We start from the raw sequence: 22,288 nt of genomic DNA, 5'->3' as shown, positions 1-22,288 counted from the left end.
TCCATTACTTGTCGAACCGGTAGCGGGCGTAGAACATCCCCCGCGCCTCATTCCAATTCGCCGTGCGGTCGTAGCGCAGCAGCGCGCCGATGCGAAGGTTGGGCGTGACCGCGTAGTCGACGTCGCCGCGCACGCCGCCGATGATGCCGGAGGCGCTGCGCGCGGCCTGGCTGGCCCTGGCGGTCGGGTCGCCCGGGAGCGAGGATTCGAGTTGGGCCTGGGCGCCGGCATCGGTCGGGAAGTAGCGGGCGGCGTCCTCGCGGTAGCTCTGGTAGCCGATGGTGCCGCCGAGGCGCCAGGAGAGGTCGCCGTCGCGGCCGCGCCAGTCGACCGGGACATTGGCGGCGAAGTAGCTCTGCGGGCTGAAATAGCCGCCATTGCCGTAGGTGAAGAGGCGCTGGTTGTTGTCATAGGCGAAGTAGACGAGGTCGAGCCCGGTGGTGAGCTCGTCGCCCGGCCGCCGCCAGACCTGGTAGGAAACGCCGGCCCCGGCCTCGAAGCGGCTGTTGCTGGCGACGTTGCGGCCGGTGAAGGTGGAGTAGCCGGCGCCGGCATAGAGGCCGGCCGGCCCGGCGCCGTATTCGAGCTGCGCCCGGCCGCCGGTGCGGACCACGGCGCCCCAGACCTGCCCGCTCGCCGGGTCGCGCAGGCCGGACCAGGAGAGCAGGCTGTCCGTCACCGAACGGCGCTCGGCGGTCAGCCGCAGCTTGAGGGTCGGGCTGAGCTCGGGGGCGAATTCCACGCCGCCGAGGAAGTTCTGCTCGCGGAAGCCGATGGGCGAGGTGCCGACATCGGCGCGGAAGCTTTCCCGCGCATAGCCGAGGCCGAGGCCGACGCCGGTGGCCGTCGTGTCCCGCGCGGTCAGGCGCTGGCGGTCGGCGGGGCTGGCCGAGGGCGTGGTGCCCTGCAGGCCGGGGGCGAGGGCGTTGCTGCCATAGGCGCGCAGGCCCTCGATGTTGTCGGCGTTCAGCTTGCCGGTGGCGATGCTGACCGGCGTGACCGTCGCGGTGATGCGGCCGCCGGGGGCGATCGAGGCTTCGAGCGGGGCGGAGACCTCTTCCAGCCGGTCGCGGCCGCTGGTGCCGGAGCGGGTGCGGTAGGCGACGGCGCCTTGCAGCCGGGCGGCGGTCTCCTCGCGCACCAGGCCGAGCTCGCGCTGGATCTCGGCATCGACCGGGTCGAGGGCGGGGGTGAGGGACGCGGCCGTCCCCGGCAGGCCACCGCGGCGGAAGGGGTTGTCGCGCCCGGCCTGGGCCAGCAGCGGGCCGTTGCCGGCGGTGGGGTCGCCTCCCTGGACGGCCTGGGAGCGGCGCTGGGCGGCGGCCATCTCCAGCGCGCGGAGGGCGCGGCCGTTCTGGCCGGCGGCGCGGGCGAGGCGAGCTTCCGCCAGCGACATGCGGATGTCGCCGGGGCTGATGGCGCGGGACTCGACCAGCAGCGCCTCGGCCCGGCCCCAGTCGCGCGCGGCGATGGCGGCGTCCATGGCGGCGAAGCGGGCCTCGAGGCTGGATGGGTCGGCCTGGAGCACGCCCTCGGCGATGCGGCCGGCGGCGCCGGGCTGGTTGGCGCCCTGGTAGAGCCGGGCGAGCGCCAAGTTGGCCGGAGCGTTGGTCGGGTCGCGCGCCAGGACGGGGGCGAGCAGGTCATAGGCGCCGGCTGGGTCGCCCTGGTCGTTCAGCCGGTCCGCGGCGCGGATGGCGAGGCCGGATTGCAGGGCGGCAGCCTGGCGGCGCTCCTCGCCGGTGAGGTTCGGCAGGGCCTCCACGACGCGGGCGAGGGCGATGGCATCGGCCTCCGCCCCGGCGCCGAGCAGGGCGGCGGCGATGGCGAGCCGGGCGGAGGCGCTGGCGCGGGGGTTGGCGGCAAGTGCGGCGCGGCCGGCCTCGGCGGCACCCATCGGGTCGTTCAGCTGGCCGAGCTTGCGGATGGCGAGCTGGGCGCTGTTGCCCGTCGGGTCGTTGCGGCGGGCGATGCCGATCAGCTGCAGGCGGCCCTGCGCCTGCTGGCCGCTGCGCCAGAGACTGGCGGCGACCTGCACCTCGCCGGCGATGCGCGTGCGGGCGAGCAGGCCGTTCATGTCCGCGTTGCGGAGGCGGACGGGGATGCGGTTGAGGTAGTCCACCGCATCGGCCGGGCGCGCTTCCTCCTCGGCGAAGAGCGAGGCGGCGTGCAGCGCGTCCGGGTTGCCGCCCGCGATGGCGGCCTCCATCAGCTGGCGGGCCTCGGCGCCGTTGCCCTGGCGCGAGAGCAGGCGGGCGAGGTCGAGGCGGATCCAGGGGCTCGACGGGTCGGCCTGGAGGGCTTGGCGCAGCATGGCGACGGCCGCCGCCGGGTTCGGGTTGCGCTGGGCCTCGGTGCGGATGGCGTTCGCCCGGCCGGCCATGGCGTCGCCGCCGGCGAGCGGGCCGCCGGCGCGGCGCTGCAACTCCTCGGCCTCGGCGAAGCGGCCCCCCTGCTGGAGCACCTCATAGAGGCCGCTCGCGGCGGGGCCGAGATTGGGGCGGCGGGACAGCGCGGCGCGGTAGCGGGCCTCGGCGCCGGCCAGGTCGCCGCGGCGCAGCGCGAGGTCGCCGAGCAGCGCGTCGGCATCGGCCTTGTCGCCGGCGCCGCGGCCGGTGGCGCGGCGCAGCGTCTGCTCGGCGGCGTCGAGGTTGCCGGCCTGGAGCTGGCTGCGGGCGGTGGCGAGGTCGGCGGCATAGCCGGCGCCGTCGAGGGCGCGCTGCCACTGGTCGCGCCTCTCGGGGGCGAGGCGGATGGCGCGTTCGAGCAGGCTGCGCGCCTCGCCGTAGCGGCCCTCGCGCAGCCGCACCAGGCCGAGGCCGCCGGTTGCGTCGGCATCCTCCGGGTTGCGGGCGACGGCGGCCTCGAAGTCGCGCTGGGCGTCGCGCAGGCGGCCGGCATTCAGTTGCTCGAAGCCGCGGATGCGGGTGAGGCTCGCCTCGTCCGGCGTGCCGGTGGGCGGATTTTGCGCCTCCGCCAGCTTGCGGGCGATGTCGGCATCGTTCGGGAAGCGCTCGAGGAAGGATTGCAGCGCCGGGACCATGTCCCGGCTCGGCCCCTGCCAGAGCAGCGCCTGGCGCCAGGCTGCGGTCGCGGTGTTCGTCACCTCCGGGTTGGCGGCGAGCTGGCGGAGGCGGCCGATGCCGTCGTTGCGGGTGGCGTCGCGGTAGGTCAGCACCTGCGCATAGGCGAGCTGGAGGCGCATGTCGCTCGGCGAGCGGGCGGCGAGGCGGGCGAGGCCGTCGCGGGCCTCGCCATAGCCCTGCTCGGTGCCGGCGAGGGTCGCGTAGTATTCCTGGGCGTAGCCGTCGGGCGGCGCGGCACCGCGGAACAGCTCGCGGTAGCGCTGCACCGCCTCGGCGGCGCGGCCGGCCTGGGCAAGGCGCCGGGCCTCGGCCAGCGCGCCGGTATCGACGGTCGCGGCGCGGACGGTGATGTCGGTCTCGCCGAGCCGCGGGTCGCCGGGCGCCACCTGGCGCAACCGGGCGAGGTAGCTCTCCGCCGGTTGGCGGTGGCCGAGCTGGGCATGTGCCTGGGCGGCGCCGGCCAGCGCCTCCACGTTGCGCGGATCGACGACCAGCAGCCGCTCCAGCGTGCGGATGACGAGTTCCGGCCGGTTCTGCAGGCGCCAGTAATTCGCCTGGTCGAGCAGGGCGGCGATGGCGCCTTCCTGCCCGCCCTGGGCGGAGGTGGCGGCGGTGGGCTGGGCCGGGGTGGGGACCTGTGCCTGGGCAAGCGCCGCCCCGGGCAGGGCGAGCGCGGCGGCGATGAGGGGCGCGCGGCGGAGCATCAGCTTGTCCTCGTGCGCAGGCGGCGGATCGCGCGGCGCCGGAGCACCCAGTAGAAGGGCGCGGCGACCAGCAGCATGGCGAGGGCGAGCAGGCCGAGCAGCGCCGCCGGGCTCGACGAGAGATAGACCTGCGGCCAGAGCCAGGGCGGCAGCACGCCGGTGTTGTAGGTCCGGCCGAGGCTGTAGCCCTGGATCTTGCCGGCGGTGAGCAGGGCGAGGTCACCCTGGACGCGGGGCAGCTGCTCCGGGTCCTGCAAGGCGGCGACCATGTCCTCGAGCGCGCCGGGGGTGGTGCCGGTGAGCGCCAGGACCGAGCGGCCGGGCTTCAGCGGCGATTCGAAGCCGAAGACCGCGCCGAGCCCGTCGCCCGGCGCCGCGAGCTGGGCCGAGGCGCGTTCCGCCGCTGCCCCTCGCCCGCCGCCGCCGAAGATGTGGCGGAAGCCGCCCAGCATGTCCGGCAGCGCGACCGTGAGGCGGTTGCCGTCGATCTGCACCGGCGCGTCCTGCATCAGCTGCGGCAGCGCGGGCTGGCGGCCTAATGCGCCGATGACGATGAGGTCCTTCTCCGTCGCCTGGGCCAGCGCCTGCGGGCGCACCACCTGCACGCCGGTCGCCGGGTAGCCGACCAGGGCCGAGACGCGGCCGATCAGGCCGAGGAAGGCGGAGAGCTCCTGCGCGCTCGGCCGGTCCGGCAGCACCACGGCCGTCGTCGAGAGGTCGGCCATCCGGGTGAAGGGGAAGCCGGAGCTGGCGAAATAGGCGAGGTTCGGCAGCCGGGTGAAGCGGTGGGCCGAGGAGAGGTCGATGGTGCTGTCCGGGTCGATGCCGGCGCGGATGTCGCCCGGGATGGCCACGCAGTCGCCACGCGAAAGCGGGCGCATGTCGAAGCGCAATTGCAGCTCGTTCTGGCCGAAGACGATCCAGGGCGGGATGCCGAGCCGCGCCTCCGAGCGGTCGCTGCCGGGATCGAACCACCCGGCAATGGCAGAGAGCGGCCAGGCCGGCTCCGGCCCACGCAGCGGGAAGCTCTTCAGGTAGAGGTCGTTGATCGTCGCATCGACGCGCGAGACGGCGACGTCGACGATCGGGCCCGGGGGCGCGCGGAAACGGATATCGGCCTGGAGCGGCTGGTTGCGCCAGGTGAAGAGGTCGGGCGCGGTGCGGAAGGGGATCGAGATGGCGCCCGGCGAATAGCCGGAAACCTGGAGCTCCGTCGGGTCCACCAGCTCACCGAGCTTCACCGGGCGGTTGCTGCGGATCCAGCGCGGCGCGTCATAGGGCTGGCGCGCGGGCATGTCCGGCAGCTGGACGATGGCGGCCTCGCCCGAGAGCGCCTCGCGCCCGACCGCAAGCACGGAGGCGGCGGCCACCGCCTCCGCCCCGGTCCGGCCGCCGATCAGCAGAAGCAGGCCGAAGGGGTCGTTCGGGTTGGGCAGCAGGGCGACGGTCGGGCCGTCGAAGCGCGGCAGGGGAACGCCCTGGATGACGTCGCCGCTGGTGACGATCATCACCGCATGGCCGCGCGCCGGCGGCGCGGCGGAGACCGGGAAGCGGGCGGTGCGGTAGTCGGCCTGCACCGCGAACCAGGAGGAGGCGATGGCGGCCGCGCGCAGCACGTCGTTGCCCGCTGCCTCCGCCAGGACGACCGGCAGCACGAGCGGCTCGCGCAGCAGGCGCGGGTCGAAGAAGGGTTCCGGCAGCCGCGCCAGGTCGCGCGTCAGCGGCAGCTTCTCCAGGGTGAGGTTGAGCGTCGATGTGTCGGAGACGACGGCCCAGAGCAGGCCGGAGAGCGGGTCGTTGCACTCCACCGCGTAGCGGCCGGAGAAGCGGAAATTCAGCCGGTTGTTGTCGGCGAAGAAGACCGGGTTCACCGGGAATTCGAGCGGGCCGAAACTCGGCCGGTTGCGGTCCGGCTGGATGGCGCCGACGAACTGCTCGTTGAGCGCGACGGAGATCTGGCTCAGCTCGGGGATCAGCTGGGGCGAGGTGGAGCCTTGGAGCACGAGGCGGGCCTCCGTCACCACCTCGTCGCCGCGGATGCCGAAGAGCACGCCCTGGAGGTCCGAGGTGCCGCGCAGCTGCATCGGCGCGCGGAGGCCGAGCTGGCGCAGCGTGGTGCTGATGCGCCGCGTGCCGAGCGTCGGGTCCTGCGCACCGGGCGCAGCGAGCGCCGGCGCCGGGGCGAAGGCCGGGGCCTGGCCGAAGGCGCGCGGCTGCGCCGCTGCCTGGCCGGCGGCGGCGAGGCCGAGGGAGACGAGCAGCCACAGGGCGGCGCGGCGCGTCACGGCCCGGGCGGGCGGTGCCGGCGGCCGCTGCGGCTCGGCGATGACGGGGGCCTGGTGGCCCCGCGCCGGGCCGCGGCGGCGGAGCGAGAATTGCGAGCCGCCCCGCACCAGGCCCGTGATGCTCACCATGACCTCCCGCAGCGAGCGCAGCGGCCGGTCGGTCCGGGTCTCGTCCCAGGCCACCCAGGCATCGGCCCGGCCGAGCACGGCCCGGACGATGCGCCCCTCGTCATGCAGGTCCTGCGGCGCGAAGCGCACCTGGAGCCGCCCCTCCGTCCAGCGCAGCACCTCGGCCGGCAGCGGGATCACCTCATGGCCGCAATGCAGCTCGAGCGTCACCACCGCGTCGTCGAGCATGCCCTCGGGCCGGTCGGCAAAGACGGCGGCGCCGCCGAGCGAGAGGTCGCGCGTGTCGCCATCGACCGTCCGGCCGTCGGGCAGCAGGATGGTGGCCGGCACGTCGGCGCTGATGCGCGCCCGCTCGCGCAGCTGGCGCCGCTCGCGCCCGACCGCGAGGCCGGTCATCACCGTGATGAAGCAGAGCGAGGCCCATACGAGGTTCAGCATGTAGGCCTGGAATTCGAGGCTCTGCCTCGGGTTGGTCGCCAGCCCCCAGAGGCCGAAGCCGAGGCCGGCGGCGAGGAAGAGGGCGAGCACCACATTGGGCCCGACCGCGCGCATGTCGAAGTAGCCATCGGCCAGCGTGCCGCCCTTGTCGGTGACGTTGAACTTGCCGCGGCGCGGGTCGAGCAGCGTCGCCAGCGTCACCGGCAGCAGATAGACGGCGAGCACGGCCTCGTAGATCTCCGACCAGAAGGAATGGCGGACGCGGCCCTGGATGCGGCTCGCCGTCACGATGGAATGGATGATGTGCGGCCCGGCATAGGCGACGATCGCCAACGGCGAGGCGGCGATGAGGGTATGCCCGCCGAGCAGGTAGGCGAGCGGCGCGGTAAGGAAGACGAAGCGCGGCAGCGGGAAGAGGAAGTGGAACATCGCCATGAAGTAGCAAAGCCGTTCCGACCACCCGAGGCCGCTCGCCGTCAGCGGGTTCTCGATGCGGAGGATCTGGATCATCCCCCGCCCCCAGCGCATCCGCTGGCCGATGTGCAGCATCAGCCGCTCCGTCGCGAGGCCGGCCGCGAGCGGCATGCGGAGATAGGCCGTGCGCCAGCCCAGCCGCTGCATGCGCAGCGAGGCGTGGCAGTCCTCCGTCACGGTCTCGGTCGGGACGCCGCCGATCTCCTCCAGCGCCTCGCGCCGGATGACGGCGCAGGAGCCGCAGAAGAAGGTGCCGCCCCAGAAGTCGTTGCCCTGCTGGATGAGGCCGTAGAAGAGCAGGTTCTCGTTCGGCACGCGCGAGCCGGAGACGAGGTTCCGCTCGAAGGGATCGGGCGAATAGAAGTGGTGCGGCGTCTGTACCATGCAGAGGTCGCGGTCGCGCAGCAGCCAGCCGAGCGTGAGTTGGAGGAAGGCGCGCGTCGGCACGTGGTCGCAGTCGAAGATGGCGATGTACTCGCCGCTCGTCACGCCCATGGCGTGGTTGATGTTGCCCGCCTTGGCGCCCTTGTTGTCGGTGCGGGTGATGTAATTGGCGCCGACCTCGGCGGCGAAGCGGCGGAACTCCTCGCGCCTGCCGTCGTCGAGCACGTGCACGCGCAGCTTCTCGGGCGGCCAGTCGATCGCCAGCGCGGCGAAGATGGTGGGCTTCACCACCTCCAGCGGCTCGTTGTAGGTCGGGATGAAGATATCGACGACCGGCCAGGCGGCGACATCCTCCGGCAGCGGCACCGGCTTGCGCTCGAGCGGCCAGAGCGTCTGGAAATAGGAGAGGATGAGGGCGACGCCGGCATAGACCTCGGCCAGCACCAGGCCGGTTCCGAAGAAGGTCTGCCAGAAGCTCGTGTAGTCGAGCGTGTCGTTGAGACGCCAATAGAGGTAGCGCAGCGAGACGATGGAGGAGAGCGCCGCGAGGGCGAGCGTCACCACGCGGCCGCGGAAGACGTTGGCGACGAGGAAGAGCATCACCCCGCCGATTGCGAGGTAGGCCTGGTCCTGCGGCTCGAGCGGCGCGACGATCACCATCAGCGCCGCGAGGAGCCCGATGATGCTGGCGACGGCGCCGCCGATGCGGCTGCGCATGAAGGGCAGGCGGGCGAGAGGGTCGCGCGTGCTGTTGCTCATGGCGCGACCGGCTCCGTCGACAGGGGCAATGGCGGCAGCAGGGCGGCGATGCCGCGGGCGATGTCCTCGATGTCGAGGGCGGCGGCGCTGCCGGGCGCCTCGGCGTGCAGCAGGCGCTGGGCGGCGAGCGCCTCGGCCACCGCCTCGTCGCGGCAGACGGCGCCGAGCAGGCGCGGGCCGAGATGGCGCACCATCGCCTCGGCCACGGCGCGGGAGAGGCGGGAGGTGGCCTCCACCTGGTTCAGCACGATGCGCACGCGCGCGGCCTGCGGCGCGGACAGCGCACCGCTGCCGAGGAAGCGGCCGCTGTCGATCTCGGGCACCAGGGCGGCGCTGTTCGCATCCGCCAGCAGCACGGTGACGACGAGGTCGGCGAGCGGCGCCAGCAGGTTCAGCATCTGCGAGGGGCCGGGCGGCAGGTCGGCGACGAGGATGAGGCCGGGCTCGGCCAGCATGGCGCGCACCGGGGCGAGCAGCAGTTCCGGCTCGCGCTCCAGCGCGGCGGCGAGGCGGAGGGCGGTGCGGATGTCGTTCGCCCCGTGCGGCAGCAGGGCGACGCCCGATGCGGTGTCGCGCACCAGGCTGCGCCAGTCGGGGCGGAGGGGAAGCTGCATCAGGAAGCCGGCGCCGTCCCACACCGGGAGGCCGAAATGCAGGCGGAGCGCGTTCTGCGGGTCGCAATCCATCGCCAGCACCGGCTGGCCGGCGCAATGCAGCGCGCCGGCGAGGTTGGCGGCGAGCGTGGTCTTGCCGACGCCTCCCTTGGGCGCGGCGATGCAGATCAGCGGCATCGTGCCGTTCCCCTTGGGTCCTGGCTACCGTGCGCCGGACGGCCCGCCGGCGATGCGGAAGGCGGCGAAGGGCGAGGCCGGGTCGGGCATCGTGCCGCCGACGAGGCGCATCACCTCGGCGAGCGGGAGGGTGACCATGCCGGCGGGCAGCAGGCCGGCCTGCGGCATCGGCGCGGGCCAGCTCGGCCGGGAGGCGCTCTGCGCCACGCCGTTCAGCAGGGCAGCGAGGGTGCCGCAGGGCGCCGGCGGCGACTCTGCCGGGGCCGGCAGCGGCCGGTATGGGAGTTCGGCGGTGGGCGGCGAGGCGGGCGGCGGCGCGGCCGGCCGGGCGGGCGCGGCCAGCGGGTAGCTGAGATCAACCGGACCGGGTGGGGGCCGGCTGGCGAAATCGGCCGGCAACGGGATGAAGCTCGGCGGCGGCACCGAGGCGTGCAGCTCGGCCGCTGGCGGGGGCTGGGCCTCCGCCGCCGCGGCCTCCATGGCGGCGTCGATCAGCGGGAACGAATCCGAAGCATTGTTCACGGATTGAGACGCCACGCCACGCACCGGCTCATTCCCGAAGCTCCGGTAGCGAAGTCCGGGAGACTTCAAGGCTGCCGCTACCCGCGCAACATCGGAGTCCCGTGACATCTCGCAATTGTTCCCTCATGAAGGGTACAACATGCCGTGATGCGAGCCAAAACGGAATAGGATTTTAGCCGGAGTATCAAGATTGACGCAGGGTTACCGGCTTGCCATGCGCGCCAGCATGCTGAGGGCTGCGGAATAATAATCCGGCGCATCGCCAACCGAGGATGCGGCCCGCTGCGCCACCGGTCCGGCCGGCCGCTGCGCCCCGGCGAGGCGGGCGACGGCCATGACGCCCGGCGAAGCCGCATAGGGTGCGACGGCATCGGTGGTCAGGTCCGCCCAGGCCGGCATGGCCAGATGCGCGGGATCGGTCCAGAAATTACGAACGCGCTCCAGGGCCGGCTCGCCCCCGAGCCCCGCCCAGGACAGGTAGAGCGGCACCCGCACCGCATCGAAGGAGAAGCGCGGTGGCCAGTTTGCCGGCAGGGTCAGCCCGCCATCCGTCCGGCCGAGCACTGCCCAGTCCGGCGGCAGCCCCCAGCGGCCGAAGCGGCAGGCGCGCAGCAGCACCAGCCCGTCGGCCGCCACCCGCACCCAGGCCGGGTCGGGCACCGCCCGCGCCAGGGCCCCGAAAGCCGGAAAGACATAGTAGGATGGGTTGATGACGGCGCCGTTGGCCAGTTCGAAGCCCTGCGCGCCCGGCAACAGCACGCTGTAGGCGCCGACCCGGCGGACCAGCAGCCGCAGGATGTCCCGCGCGATCGCGGTGCCGACCAGGGTGTAGTCCGGCCTGCTCCAGCGCGCGCCGGCCTCGAGCAGCGCCCAGGCGATGCAGAGGTCGCCATCCGTTGCATTGTTCGGATCATCGACCGGCAGCGCCGCATCGGGCCGGAAGCGCCAGGCATGCAGGTTGTCGCCCGGCCGCCGGAGCACCCGGCGCGTCCAGTCGAAGATACGCTCGAAGCCCGGCTGGTCATCCGCGGCGAGGGCGAAGAGCAGCCCCCAGCCCTGACCTTCGGAATGCGAGACGCCGCCATTGCCGGTGTCGATCACCCGCCCTTCGGGTACCAGGAAACGAGACTGGAAGCGGAACCATTCGGTGCGGAAGGCGGCCGGAGCCTCCATCGCGCGGGCAGGCCCGGCAACGGCGAGGGCGGCAAGGCCGGTCAGGATGCCGCGCCGGCTCGGCCCGGGGCCTATGACGGAGGCGGAGGGCTGGGATGGAATCGGCACCGGCCAGCTCTCGGACAGGGGTTATGGCGCTCCGGATATTACCGGCAGCCCTCGTGTAAGGCTACCAGGGGTTGCTGAACTCTCCGTGAATGCAACGGGACGCGCTTTATCCCCAGGGGGCTTGCCACGGCCGCGCCCGCGGGCTCCCCTTCCGCCCCGACCTTCAGGGACGCCGTCCATGACCAAGCTTGCCACCTTCTCCGACTCGAAGGGACCGCGCCTCGGCGCCGTGCTGGAGGATGGCCGCATCCTCGACCTGGCCGCGGCCGGCACCGTGCCTGCTGACATGCTGGCGCTGATCGAGGCCGGGCCGGAGGCGCTGACGGCCGTGCGCGCCCTGGCCGCCACCCCTACCCCGGCCGCGGTGCTGCCGGCTGGCAGCTACAGGCTGCTCGCCCCCATCCCCCGGCCGCGGCGCAACGTCTTCTGCGTCGGCCGCAACTACATGGACCATGTGGCCGAGGGCGACCGCACCCGCGGCATCACCCAGTCCGAGCTACCGAAATTCCCGCAATTCTTCACCAAGGCGCCGGATACGGTGATCGGGCCGGACGAGCAGGTGCCGGCCCATACCGGCATCACCGAATGGCTGGACTACGAGGTGGAGCTGGCCTGCATCATCGGCCGCGAGGGGGCGAACATCAGCCGCGAGGACGCGCTCTCCCACGTCTTCGGCTGGAGCATTGGCAACGATGTGACGGGGCGCGAATTGCAGCGCCGCTACGGCCAGTGGTTCAAGGGCAAGTCGCTCGACCGCTCCTGCCCGCTCGGCCCCTGGATCGTCCCGGCGGAGGAGCTGGATGCGCTCAACACCGGCATCCGCTGCTTCGTCAACGGTGAGAAGCGGCAGGACAGCCATACCTCGAAGATGATCTTCGACGTGAAGGAGATCATCCATCAGCTCTCGCTCGGCTTCACCCTGCGGCCGGGCGACGTGATCATCACCGGCACGCCGGAGGGCGTCGGCTATGCCATGCAGCCGCCGCGCACGCTGAAGCCGGGCGATGTCATCCGCTGCGAGATCGACGGAATCGGCTCGCTTACCAACACCGTGGCGGAGCATTGAGCATGTCCGCGCTGCTCGGCCTCGACGGGCTCGTCCTCCAGCCGCCACGACGCGCCTTCGTCATGACCTCGCTGATGGCGGGGTTCACCCTGGCCGTGCCGGGGGCGGCGGAGGCGGCGGCCATCCACACCGACAGCGCCGGGCTGCATGCGGGCGAGGTGCGCATCCCGGCGACAGGCGGCACGCTGCCCGGCTATGCCGCGGCGCCGGCGGCGCCCGGGCGCTACCCGGTGGTGCTGGTGATCGAGGAGATCTTCGGCGTCCACGAGCACATCAAGGATCTCTGCCGGCGGCTGGCCAAGGCCGGGTACCTCGCCGTGGCGCCGGAGCTCTATGCGCGGATCGGCGACCTCTCCACCATGACCGATGTCGGGGCGATCATCCGCGACGTCATCAGCAAGGCGCCGGACGCTCAGATGCTCGCCGATCTCGACAGCGCGGCGGCCTGGGCCAGCACCACGGGCATCGAGGGCAGCCTTGGCGACCCGGCGCCGCTCGGCGTCACCGGCTTCTGCCGCGGCGGGCGGAACACCTGGCTCTACGCGGCGCATAACCCGGCGGTGAAGGCGGCCGTCGCCTGGTACGGGCCGGTGGGCGGGGCGACGACGCCGATCCAGCCGCGCACCGCGGCCGATGTGGCGGCGGAGTTGAAGGCGCCGCTGCTCGGCCTCTATGGCGGCGCGGATACCGGCATCCCGGTCGCCGATGTCGAGGCGGCGGCGGCGAAGGCGCGGGCGGCGGGGAAGACCGTCGAGCTCCGCGTCTATCCGGAGGCGCCGCACGGCTTCAACGCCGACTACCGGCCAAGCTACCGCGAGGATGTGGCGAAGGACGGGTGGGCGCGGATGTTGGCGTGGTTCAAGGCGCATGGGGTTGGTTGAGGAGGGCGTCGCCCTCCTCAAGCTCCTCCCACCAGGGGCCGCAAGGCCCTTGGAACCTTGAGTTAAGCCGCTTCCACGGCCTGTGCCTCCGTCCGGCGCATGATCTCCAAAAACGCGCGCAGCGCACCCGAGGCGTAGCAGTCGCGGCGGCGGGCGAAGACCGTCTCCACCTCCCCCTCGCCACGCGGCAGCGCCTCCACCGAGAGCCGCCCGGGCTTCACCGCCGGCCCGACCAGCGCCCGCGGCAGCAGGGTGATGCCGAGCCCGGCCGCGACGCTTGCGAAGATCGCCTCCAGCGTGCCGAACTCCAGCAGCCGCGGCGCCGGGATGCCGCGCCGCGCCAGCACATCCTCAAGCCTCTGCCGGTAGGAGCAGCCGGCGCGCAGCACGATGATGCGGACATCCCCCTCCCCCGCCAGCAGCCGTGCCAGCGGCCGCGTCCCCGGCGCGGCGAGCAGCACCAGCTCCTCCTTCCAGACCGGCTCCACCTCCAGCGCCGGATGCGCCACCGGGCCGCACAGGAAGGCGCCTTCCACCTCCTGCGCCAGCACCCGCTCCAGCAGCTCCGCCGTCGTGCCGGTGCGGAGGGTGAGGTCCACCGCCGGATGGGCGGTGACGAAGTCATGCAGCGCAGGGCCGAGGCGGATCGCGGTCGTCGTCTCCAGCGCGCCGAGGCAGAGCGGCCCGCGCGGCGTCCCGTCATCCAGCACGGCGCGGCGGGCATCCTCCAGCGCGCGCAGCACCCGCCCGGCCTGGGGCAGCAGCCGCGCCCCGGCCGCCGTGAGCCGCACGCCGCGCCCGCCACGCTCGAACAGCGCCAGGCCGAGCCGCGCCTCCATCTGGCGGATATGGGCGGTGACGTTGGACTGCACCGTGTTCAGCGCCAGCGCCGCCCGGCTCATGCTGCCGAGCCGCGCCACCGCCTCGAAGATCCGCAGATCGGCCGCATCCATGGCGGTGCGCTCCCCTTGCCCTGCCAGTAAGCCGCCCCCACGCGGGACAGGCAAGCAGCCATCTGCCGGAGCGATGGCGGCGATCGGCTATCATCGCTTGCGCCGAAGCATCGGCGACGGAACCCTTGGGGCACATGTCCCGGAGGAAACCACCATGACCTCGGCCCTCGCCCGCAGTGCTGCCTTCTGCGACCGCTTCGGCCTGCGCCTGCCGATCCTGCTCGCCCCGATGGCCGGGGCCTGCCCGCCCGCCCTCTCCATCGCCGTCGCCAATGCCGGCGGCATGGGGGCCTGCGGGGCGCTGCTGATGCCGCCGCCGGCGATCCTCGCCTGGGCCGCCGAGGTGCGCGGCGCGGCCAACGGGCCATTCAGCCTGAACCTCTGGATTCCCGATCCGCCGCCCGTCCGCGACGCGGCGCGCGAGGCGGCGGTGCGGCGTGTCCTCGGCACCTGGGGGCCGGAGGTGCCGCCCGAGGCAGGCGACGCCACCACGCCCGACTTCGACGAGCAATGCGAGGCGTTGCTGCAGGCGGCGCCCGCAGCCGTTTCCTCCATCATGGGGCTCTTCCCCGCCGCTTTCGTCGAGCGCCTGAAGGCACGCGGCATCACCTGGATGGCCACCGTCTCGACCGTGGCCGAAGCCCGCGCGGCGGAGGCGGCGGGGGCCGATATCCTGGTGGCGCAGGGGGCGGAGGCCGGAGGGCATCGCGGCCGGTTCGATGCGGCACGAGCGGAGGCGGAGATGGTGGGGCTGATGGCGCTCGTCCCGGCCGTGGTGGATGCGGTGCGCCTTCCCGTCGTGGCGACTGGCGGCATCGCCGATGCGCGCGGGGTGGCGGCAGCGCTCGCCCTCGGCGCCTCGGCGGCACAGATCGGCACCGGCTTCCTCCGCACGCCGGAGGCGGGGATCGCCCCGGCCTGGGCGGAGGCGCTCGGTGGGGCGGCGCCGGAGGGCACGCGGGTCAGCCGCGTCTTCAGCGGGCGGGCGGGGCGGAGCCTGGCCACCGCCTATGTCGAGGCGGCGACGGCGCCGGATGCGCCGCCGCCTGCCCCCTACCCGGTGCAGCGCGGGCTCACCGGGGCGATGCGGGAGCGGGGGACCAAGGCGGGGGAGATCGGGCGCATCCAGGCCTGGGCCGGGCAGGCGGCTGGGCTGGCGCGGGCCGAGCCGGCGGGAGAGATCGCCCGGTCGGTCTGGGAGGGGGCGCGGCGGCTGCTCGCCTGAAGTTATGCTTCACGGCATGCAGACCCGCCGCACCACGCTGCTCGCCCCCCTCGCGCTGGCCGCCTGCGCCTCGCCCCTGCCCGAGGCTCCGATCGCGGCCAGCACGCCGGAGGCGCTTGCCCTGCTGGAGGAGAGCGCCGCGGCGCATGGGCTGGAGGCCTTCCGGCGCATCCGCGACGTGAGCGTCAGCTATGCCGGGGACTGGGCACCCATCATCGGCCGGTTGCAGCCGGCCCTGGTCGACCCGGGCTTCCGCGGCACCTCCGAGGAGCGGCTGCTGCCGCGGGAGGGTATCGTCGCCCAGGCCCATGCGGGGCCGGCGGGGCGGAAGCAGGTCGTGCGGCGCTCCAGCGACGGGGCGACGGGCGAAGTGCGCGTCTGGTTCAACGGCGAGCCGGCGGAGGATGCGGAGCGCCGCGCCGCCGCCGCGCTGGTGGCGGATGGCTACGCGCTCTTTCTGCTCGGGCCGATGCTGCTGGCGGGTGGTTGGGGCGCGCCGCGCATGGCCATCCTCGGGCGCGACGAGGACGAGGCGGTGACGGTCGGCGGGCGGCGCTGGTCCTGCGCGGTGCTGCGCGGACGGATGATCCCCGGCCTCGGCTTCTCCGGGGCGGAGCGCATCGCCCTCTTCCTCGACCGGGAGGAGCGGCTGATGCGGCGGGTGCGCTTCGGGCTGGAAGGGATGGAGGGCACGCGCGGCGCCGTGGCCGAGGTGGATGCCTGGGGGCATGTGGAGCGGCAGGGCGTGCGCTGGCCGACGCGGTTCCATGAGCGGCTGCTGCGGCCGCTCCCGCTCGCCGTGCATGACTGGCGGCTGACCGGGCTCGACCTCGACCGCGGCATCACCGCGGCGGAGGTGGAGGGGCCGGCGTTCCTCGGCCGGGCGGCCGCGCCTGCGGCGGTTATTCCGCCGCCTGCCTGAGCCCGGTCGGCAGCACGGCGCGGAGCGCGGTGACCAGCGCCGCCATCATCGCATCGGTGTGGAAGGGCGTGGCGCAGAGGCGGAGGCGCTCGGTGCCGCGCGGGACGGTGGGGTAGTTGATCGGCGTGGCGTAGATGGCGTGCTCCTCGAGCAGGCGGCGCGCGACCTGGCGGCAGAGCTCCGCCTCGCCGACCCAGACGGGGACGATGTGGCTCGGCCCCGGGATGCGCGGCAGGCCAGCGGCATCGAGGGCGGATTTGAGCGCCGTGGCGCGCTCGGCCAGCGCCGCGCGCCGGGCCTCGTCGCGCTTCAGCAGGCGGACGCTCGCCAGCGCGGCGGCGGCGACGGCGGGTGGCAGGGCCGTCGTGAAGATCAGCCCGCCCGCCGTGCTGCGGATGTAGTCCACCATGGCGGCATCGCCGGCGAGATAGCCGCCGAAGACGCCGAAGCCCTTGGCCAGCGTGCCCTCGATCAGGTCGACGCGATGGGCCACGCCGTCCCGCTCCGAGATGCCGCCGCCGGTCGCGCCATAGAGGCCGACGGCATGGACCTCGTCGAGATAGGTCATGGCGCCGTAGCGTTCGGCCAGGTCGCAGATGGCGCCGATCGGGGCGATGTCGCCATCCATGGAATAGACGCTCTCGAAGGCGATCAGCTTCGGCGCGCCAGGGGGCGCGGCGGCCAGCTTGGCCTCCAGGTCGGCGAGGTCGTTGTGGCGCCAGATGACGCGCCCGGCGCCCTTGGCGCCGCGCATCCCGGCGATCATCGAGGCGTGGTTCTTGGCGTCGGAGAAGACGATGAAGCCGGGCAGCGCCTCCAGCACCGCGGCGATGCCGGCCTGGTTGGCGATGTAGCCGCTGCCGAAGAGCAGCGCGGCCCCCTTGCCGTGCAGCGAGGCGAGCTCCGCCTCCAGCGCCACATGCAGGGGCGAGGTGCCGGAGATGTTGCGGGTGCCCCCGGCGCCTGCGCCATGCTCCTCGACCGCCCGGGTGGCGGCGGCGAGCACCTGCGGATGCGCCCCCATGCCGAGATAGTCGTTGGAGGACCAGACGGTGACCTCCCGGACCCCTTGCGGCGCGTGCCAGCGGTAGAGCGGGAATCGCCCGGACAATTTCTCCAGATGGGCGAATTCGCGGTACCGCCCCTCGCGGCGCAGCTCGCCGAGATGGGCCTGGCAATGGGCGAGGAAAGCTTGGCGCGTGTGCATCGGGTCCGGCATCGGCGGTGTGTTCCGCCATATGTCCGCATCGGCGGCAAATGCCAATTGATCCTGCGCAACCCTGCCATTCATGGAGCGGGCCCCGCCGTCAGAAATCGTTTAGCAGGCGGTCGATCTCGGTCTGGGCGAGGTCGGGGCCGGCGGATTCCGGCTCGGCGACCGTGTGCCTCACTGCCTTCACCTCGACCGTCTCGACCGGGGCGGCGGTGCCTGGGATCATCCCCTCCAGCATCTGCTCGACCTGCTGGAGGTGCTGGATGGCGCGGCGGATGCGCTGGCCGGTGACGTCCTGGAAGGAGCAGGCCTCGAAGATGGAGCTGACCTTCTCCGAGACCAGGCGGAGCGAGGCCTCGTCCTTGCGGTCGCTGGTGAGCCAGTCCTGGATGGCCTCGGCGGCCTCCATGATGGTGTTGGCGGCAGCCTCCGTCGCCTGGACCACCGCCTCCAGCTCCACGCCGCTGTTGCGGGTGGTGGCGGCGGGGATAGCGATCAGCGTCGCGATCTGCTCGTGGATGCGGCCGAGCTGGCCCGAGAGGTTCTCCTCCGAAAAGTCGACGAGCTGGACCGTGGCATGGACCTCGGCGCTCAGCTCGGCGATGCGGCGGTCGACGAAGGCGCGCAGCTCGGAGAACATGCCGCCCATCTCGGCGCGGAGCGCCAGCACCTCCCCGGCGGTTCCAACCTGCATCGCCCACCTCTCCCGGCCCTGAACCCGGGCGGATCATGCCAGCGGAAGAATGAAGACCCTGTTTATGGAAGCGCGCCGCTGCGCTACCACCGCCCCATGACGGTCCGCATCGATCTCGGCCAGACGGAAGCCGGCGCCCCCGCCCTGATGGACCTCGAGGAGCTGCTGGCCACCCGCCTGCTGGTCCAGGGCAATTCCGGCTCGGGCAAGTCCCACCTGCTGCGCCGGCTGCTGGAGGGCAGCGCGCCTTGGGTGCAGCAGGCGGTGATCGACCCGGAGGGGGATTTCGTCACGCTCGCCGACCGCTTCGGCCATCTCGTGATCGATGCGGCGGGGCATTCCGAGGCCGGGTTGCAGCTGGCGGCGGAGCGCATCCGCCAGCACCGGGTCTCCGTCATCCTCAACCTCGAGGGGCTCGATACCGAGGGGCAGATGCGCCGGGCCGCGGCCTTCCTCGGCGGGCTGTTCGATGCCGAGCGGGCGCATTGGACGCCGATGCTGGTGGTGGTGGACGAGGCGCAGCTCTTCGCCCCGATGGCGGCCGGCGAGGTGGCGGACGAGGCGCGGAAGGTCTCGCTCGGTGCCATGACCAACCTGATGTGCCGCGGGCGGAAGCGGGGGCTGGCCGGGATCATCGCCACGCAGCGGCTGGCGAAGCTCGCCAAGAACGTGGCCGCCGAGGCCAGCAATTTCCTGATGGGGCGCACCTTCCTCGACATCGACATGACGCGCGCCGCCGACCTGCTCGGGATGGAGAAGCGGCAGGCGGAGATGTTCCGCGACCTCAGGCAGGGGCATTTCGTGGCGCTCGGGCCGGCGCTGGCCCGGCGGCCGCTGCCGGTCAGGATCGGCGCGGTGGAGACGGAATCACGCGGCGCGGCGCCGAAGCTGACGCCGCTGCCGAGCCAGCCGCTGGAGGATGCGCGGGCGCTGATCCTCCAGCCGCCGGCGGCCGAGGCGCCCCGGCCGCGCCGCGCGCCCCCTCCCCCGCCGCCGGACATTCTCGCCCAGCTCGCCGCCGCGCGGCCGGCGCCGCCCCCTGCCCTGCCGCCGCCCTCCGTCGAGCAGCAGGCCGAGCGGCAGAGGCGGCTGGAGGCGGTGATGCGCCAGGTGCTGGCCGACCCGGACAGCGGCTATCGCCCGGCCGCGGTGCTCTACCAGGACTTCCTGGTGCGGTGCCGGATCGAGCAGATCGGCAGCAAGCTGCCCGACATGGGGGCCTTCCGCCGGCTGCTGGCTGTCGGCAAGGCCGGGGTGCCCGCCGAGATGGCCGAGGGCGAGGACTGGGCAGAAGCGATGGCGCGGGCGGCGCCGCTGCCGGAGGATCTCCAGGGCGTCTTCCTGCTGCTGGCGCGGGCGGCGCTGGCGGGGGCCCCTTGCCCGTCGGATGCCGCCATCGCGCGCGCCTATGGCACCCGCTCGGCCAGCCGGGCGCGGCGGGCACTGGCCTTCGTCGAGGAGCGGGGGGCGATCGTCACCAGGCCGGACCTGACGGGCCGGCGCATCGTCACCATCGCCGGGCCCGGCTGGGAGACGGCACCGGGACACCCGGAGGAGGAAGCGGTGGCGTGAGCGCGGGCAGCAAAATGCCCATTGCCTTTGCCGCCGCCGCTCAGGCACATCGAACCCGCGCGAAACCGTGAGCCGGTTGGAGAATCGGCTGGCCTGACCACACCCCACCGCCAGCAGGATCCCGACCGGCCCCGATGCTGTCCGCCACGCGCTTCCAGCAGGTCGTCCTCATCGCCGCGGTGCTGGTGCCGGCCGCCGTCTTCGGCGTGGCCGCCTGGTGGAACCGCGGCGAGGTGCTGCGCGAGGGCACCGAGACGGTGGAGCGCACCACGGCAGTCATGCATGAGCATGTCGCCAAGGTGTTCGACACCGCCGACCTGCTGCTCGACCGGGTGCAGGACCGGATCGAGGGGATGGACGACGAGCGGATCGCCGGACCGGAGGTCAGCGCCTTCCTTGCCGCGGTGAAGCAGCCGCTCGACCAGATCGTCTCGGTCTGGGTGGCGGATGCGCGGGGCTATGTGCTGGCGGGCAGCCAGGGCTGGGACCGCAGCACCAGCATCCGGGACCGCGATTTCTTCGCCGCCCAGCGCGACAATGCGGAGGCCGGCACCTATGTCAGCGCCGCCTTCAGCGGCCGGGCGACCACCATCGCCTCCTTCGCGGTCAGCCGCCGGCGGCGGGGGCCGGACGGCCGCTTCCCCGGCACCATCCACGTCTCGCTGAGCCCGGACTACTTCTCGCATTTCTTCCGCGAGGCGGCGCCGCCCTTTCCCCACGCGGCGCTGCTGGCGCGCATGGATGGCGCCCTGCTCGCGCGCGACCCGGGGCGCGACGCCTCGACCCGGCTTGCCCCGGGCAGCCCGCTGCTGCGCGCCATCGAGCGCCGGCCGGAGCGGGGGCTCGACCGTGATGTCTCGAGCCTCGATGGGAAGGACCGCATCTTCGCCTATCGCCGAATCGGGCGGTGGCCGGTCTACGTCAGCTTCGGCGCCGACGCCGACGCGCTGCTCGGGCGGTGGCGGGCCAATCTGCGGGCCTATGGGCTGGTGGCGCTGGCGGCGGCGCTGACGCTGCTCGGCAGCGCCTGGCTGGCGCTGCGCCAGGCCCGGGCGGCGAAGGCGGCGGAGGCGGCGCTGGCCCGCGAGGCAGCCGCCCGCGCCGCGGCCGAGGCAAGGCAGGCGGCCGAGGCGCGGTTCCGCGGCGTCTTCGAAAGCCGGGCGGTCGGCATGTCGGTCTTCGACCTCGCCACCGGCGAGACGCTGCTCTGCAACGACCGGCTGCTGGAGATGACCGGCGGCAGCCGGGCCGAATTTGAGGCCGGAAGCTGGGACTGGCGGCGCGTCACCCCGCCGGAGCACCTGGTCCGCGACGAGCAGGCCGTCGCCGAGGCCCGCGCCCGCGGCTGGTGGAGCCCCTACGAGAAGGAATACGAACGGCCCGACGGCTCGCGCCTGCCGGTGCGCATCTCCTCCGCGCCCCTGCCGGGCGAGGCGGGCCGGGTCGTCGTGCTGGTGGAGGACATCTCCGAGCAGCGGGAGGCCGAGATGCGGCGCGACCTGCTGATGCGCGAGGTCGATCACCGCGCCAAGAACGCGCTGGCCACCGCCCGCGCGGCGCTGCGGCTGACCCGGGCGCCCGACCTGCCGAGCTATGTCGAGCGGGTCGACGGGCGGATCACCGCCCTCGCCCAGGCGCTGGCGCTGCTGTCGCAGACGCAGTGGCAGGGCGTCGATCTCGCCACGCTGCTGCGCGGGGAGCTGGCCCCCTTCCTCGACGGCAGCCGGGGGCAGGTGCGGCTGGAGGGGGCAACGCTCACCATCGGCGCCAATGCAGTGCAGGCGCTGGCCATGGCGGTGCACGAGCTGGCGACCAATGCGACCAAATACGGCGCGCTCTCGCGGGCGGAAGGGCGGCTGCTGCTGCGCTGGGAGGTCCTGGCCGGACCGCCGGGGCGGCTGCACATGAGCTGGCAGGAGAGCGGCGGGCCGCCGGTCGTGGCCCCGCCGCAGGACAGCGGCTTCGGCACGCGCGTCCTCCAGGCGACGCTGGCGCGGCAGCTCGGCGGCAGCGTGGAGCAGCACTGGGAGCCAGGGGGGCTGCGCTGCGAGATCCTGCTGCCGGCCGCGCGGGTGTTGGCGGCGGAGGAGGCGCCGGAGCGGAGATTGCCTTTCAGCCCTCCGACAGGGTGAAGATCTCGCATCCCGCCTCGGTCACGCCGACGCTGTGCTCGAATTGCGCGGAGAGGCTCCGGTCCCGCGTCACGGCCGTCCAGCCGTCGCTCAGGACCTTCACCTCCGGCCGTCCCGCATTCACCATCGGCTCGACGGTCAGGAACATGCCGGGGCGCAACCGGGCCCCCTCGCCCCGGCGGCCGTAGTTCAGGATGTTCGGCGCGTCGTGGTAGACGCGACCCAGGCCGTGGCCGCAAAAGTCGCGGACGACGCTGAAGCGCTCCGCCTCCACATGGCGCTGGATGGCATGGCCGATATCCCCGACCGTGGCACCCGGGCGGATCGCCGCGATGCCGCACATCATCGCCTCCCGCGCCACCTCCATGAGGCGGGCGGCGCGGGTGCCGACCTTGCCGACGCCGTACATGCGGCTGCTGTCGCCATGCCAGCCGTCGAGCACCACCGCCAGGTCGATGTTGAGGATGTCGCCCTCCGCCAGCCGCCGCTCGCCGGGGATGCCGTGGCAGACGACATGGTTGAGCGAGATGCAGGTCGCGTGGGCATAGCCGTTGTAGCCCAGCGAGGCGGGCCTGGCCCCGTGGTCCAGCACGAATTCATGGCAGAGGCGGTCGAGCTCGGCCGTGGTGATGCCCGGCCGGACGTGGGCGGCGATCATGTCGAGGGCGGCCGCGACAAGCCGACCCGCCCGCCGCATCGGGGCGAAATCCTCCGCGGCGTGGAGCTTGATGCTGCGGCGCTGGGCGGGGTCGTCCATCGGCACTCCGTCGGCCTGGG

At 73.4% G+C, this 22,288-nt stretch carries 15 protein-coding genes; 6 read left to right on the top strand and 9 right to left on the bottom strand.

Annotated features, from left to right (window positions below):
* Window positions 1–4: 4 nt before the first annotated feature.
* From JMJ56_RS34900 to JMJ56_RS18145, 5 genes are all read right to left on the bottom strand, one after another.
* Window positions 5–3,790: a cellulose biosynthesis protein BcsC gene (locus JMJ56_RS34900; protein ID WP_202833182.1), complete on the bottom strand. Its 3,786-nt coding sequence runs from the start codon at window positions 3,788–3,790 to the stop codon at window positions 5–7.
* The gene (gene bcsA / locus JMJ56_RS18160; RefSeq protein ID WP_202833181.1) at window positions 3,790–8,259 is read right to left on the bottom strand and encodes a UDP-forming cellulose synthase catalytic subunit; all 4,470 of its coding nucleotides are present in this window, start codon (window positions 8,257–8,259) and stop codon (window positions 3,790–3,792) included. The genes JMJ56_RS34900 and bcsA overlap by 1 nt, the downstream gene beginning before the upstream one ends.
* Window positions 8,256–9,050 (bottom strand): cellulose synthase operon protein YhjQ/BcsQ, encoded by a 795-nt coding sequence (locus JMJ56_RS18155; protein ID WP_202833180.1) that lies wholly within the window; start codon window positions 9,048–9,050, stop codon window positions 8,256–8,258. Before JMJ56_RS18155 ends, bcsA begins: the two co-directional genes overlap by 4 nt.
* Before the next feature lie 24 nt (window positions 9,051–9,074).
* Window positions 9,075–9,572, bottom strand: coding sequence for a hypothetical protein (locus JMJ56_RS18150; protein WP_202833179.1), 498 nt, complete (start codon window positions 9,570–9,572; stop codon window positions 9,075–9,077).
* A 201-nt stretch (window positions 9,573–9,773) separates the two neighbouring features.
* On the bottom strand, window positions 9,774–10,853 hold the full coding sequence (locus tag JMJ56_RS18145; protein ID WP_202833178.1) for a glycosyl hydrolase family 8: 1,080 nt from the start codon (window positions 10,851–10,853) through the stop codon (window positions 9,774–9,776).
* Between the two features lie 178 nt (window positions 10,854–11,031).
* Here JMJ56_RS18145 and JMJ56_RS18140 point away from each other — a divergent pair, with 178 nt between their 5' ends.
* Both JMJ56_RS18140 and JMJ56_RS18135 read left to right on the top strand, forming a co-directional pair.
* Window positions 11,032–11,919, top strand: a complete 888-nt coding sequence (locus JMJ56_RS18140; protein ID WP_202833177.1) for a fumarylacetoacetate hydrolase family protein — start codon at window positions 11,032–11,034, stop codon at window positions 11,917–11,919.
* 2 nt (window positions 11,920–11,921) lie between these two features.
* Window positions 11,922–12,800, top strand: a complete 879-nt coding sequence (locus tag JMJ56_RS18135; protein ID WP_202833176.1) for a dienelactone hydrolase family protein — start codon at window positions 11,922–11,924, stop codon at window positions 12,798–12,800.
* A 62-nt stretch (window positions 12,801–12,862) separates the two neighbouring features.
* Here the strand turns inward: JMJ56_RS18135 and JMJ56_RS18130 are convergent, their stop codons facing one another.
* Window positions 12,863–13,753 carry a LysR family transcriptional regulator gene (locus JMJ56_RS18130; protein ID WP_202833175.1) on the bottom strand — a complete coding sequence of 297 codons (891 nt, stop codon included), beginning with the start codon at window positions 13,751–13,753 and terminating at the stop codon, window positions 12,863–12,865.
* Between the two features lie 154 nt (window positions 13,754–13,907).
* On the opposite strand from JMJ56_RS18130, the gene JMJ56_RS18125 reads away from it, so the two are divergent.
* Window positions 13,908–14,978, top strand: coding sequence for an NAD(P)H-dependent flavin oxidoreductase (locus JMJ56_RS18125; RefSeq protein ID WP_202833174.1), 1,071 nt, complete (start codon window positions 13,908–13,910; stop codon window positions 14,976–14,978).
* 16 nt (window positions 14,979–14,994) lie between these two features.
* Entirely contained in the window at window positions 14,995–15,900 is a 906-nt protein-coding gene (locus tag JMJ56_RS18120) for a hypothetical protein (protein ID WP_202833173.1), read from the top strand.
* Here JMJ56_RS18120 and hemA read toward each other — a convergent pair.
* Both hemA and JMJ56_RS18110 read right to left on the bottom strand, forming a co-directional pair.
* Window positions 15,881–17,119 carry a 5-aminolevulinate synthase gene (gene hemA / locus JMJ56_RS18115; RefSeq protein ID WP_407927929.1) on the bottom strand — a complete coding sequence of 413 codons (1,239 nt, stop codon included), beginning with the start codon at window positions 17,117–17,119 and terminating at the stop codon, window positions 15,881–15,883. The genes JMJ56_RS18120 and hemA overlap by 20 nt on opposite strands.
* Before the next feature lie 88 nt (window positions 17,120–17,207).
* Window positions 17,208–17,807: a hypothetical protein gene (locus JMJ56_RS18110; RefSeq protein ID WP_202833172.1), complete on the bottom strand. Its 600-nt coding sequence runs from the start codon at window positions 17,805–17,807 to the stop codon at window positions 17,208–17,210.
* A gap of 96 nt (window positions 17,808–17,903) precedes the next feature.
* On the opposite strand from JMJ56_RS18110, the gene JMJ56_RS18105 reads away from it, so the two are divergent.
* A complete protein-coding gene (locus JMJ56_RS18105; RefSeq protein WP_202833171.1) occupies window positions 17,904–19,379 on the top strand; it encodes an ATP-binding protein in 1,476 nt (491 codons plus the stop codon).
* Window positions 19,380–19,513: 134 nt separating this feature from the next.
* Window positions 19,514–21,511, top strand: a complete 1,998-nt coding sequence (locus JMJ56_RS18100) for an HWE histidine kinase domain-containing protein (RefSeq protein ID WP_202833170.1) — start codon at window positions 19,514–19,516, stop codon at window positions 21,509–21,511.
* Here JMJ56_RS18100 and map read toward each other — a convergent pair.
* Window positions 21,492–22,268, bottom strand: a complete 777-nt coding sequence (gene map, locus JMJ56_RS18095) for a type I methionyl aminopeptidase (RefSeq protein ID WP_202833169.1) — start codon at window positions 22,266–22,268, stop codon at window positions 21,492–21,494. The two genes, JMJ56_RS18100 and map, sit on opposite strands and share 20 nt — an antisense overlap.
* Between the last annotated feature and the right edge of the window lie 20 nt (window positions 22,269–22,288).

The organism is Belnapia arida, assembly GCF_016773205.1.
GTDB classification, from domain to species: Bacteria; Pseudomonadota; Alphaproteobacteria; order Acetobacterales; family Acetobacteraceae; genus Belnapia; species Belnapia arida.
Note: the sequence above shows the minus strand (reverse complement) of the source record. Positions and strands in the feature narration are given on the sequence as shown.

Coding starts and splice junctions, on each gene's coding strand:
- JMJ56_RS34900 (WP_202833182.1), bottom strand. CDS start 3,790: ATGCTCCGCCGCGCGCCCCTCATCGCCGCCGCGCTCGCCCTGCCCGGG.
- hemA (WP_407927929.1), bottom strand. CDS start 17,119: ATGCCGGACCCGATGCACACGCGCCAAGCTTTCCTCGCCCATTGCCAG.
- JMJ56_RS18140 (WP_202833177.1), top strand. CDS start 11,032: ATGACCAAGCTTGCCACCTTCTCCGACTCGAAGGGACCGCGCCTCGGC.
- JMJ56_RS18130 (WP_202833175.1), bottom strand. CDS start 13,753: ATGGATGCGGCCGATCTGCGGATCTTCGAGGCGGTGGCGCGGCTCGGC.
- JMJ56_RS18135 (WP_202833176.1), top strand. CDS start 11,922: ATGTCCGCGCTGCTCGGCCTCGACGGGCTCGTCCTCCAGCCGCCACGA.
- JMJ56_RS18120 (WP_202833173.1), top strand. CDS start 14,995: ATGCAGACCCGCCGCACCACGCTGCTCGCCCCCCTCGCGCTGGCCGCC.
- JMJ56_RS18155 (WP_202833180.1), bottom strand. CDS start 9,050: ATGCCGCTGATCTGCATCGCCGCGCCCAAGGGAGGCGTCGGCAAGACC.
- JMJ56_RS18100 (WP_202833170.1), top strand. CDS start 19,514: ATGCTGTCCGCCACGCGCTTCCAGCAGGTCGTCCTCATCGCCGCGGTG.
- JMJ56_RS18110 (WP_202833172.1), bottom strand. CDS start 17,807: ATGCAGGTTGGAACCGCCGGGGAGGTGCTGGCGCTCCGCGCCGAGATG.
- JMJ56_RS18105 (WP_202833171.1), top strand. CDS start 17,904: ATGACGGTCCGCATCGATCTCGGCCAGACGGAAGCCGGCGCCCCCGCC.
- JMJ56_RS18125 (WP_202833174.1), top strand. CDS start 13,908: ATGACCTCGGCCCTCGCCCGCAGTGCTGCCTTCTGCGACCGCTTCGGC.
- bcsA (WP_202833181.1), bottom strand. CDS start 8,259: ATGAGCAACAGCACGCGCGACCCTCTCGCCCGCCTGCCCTTCATGCGC.
- map (WP_202833169.1), bottom strand. CDS start 22,268: ATGGACGACCCCGCCCAGCGCCGCAGCATCAAGCTCCACGCCGCGGAG.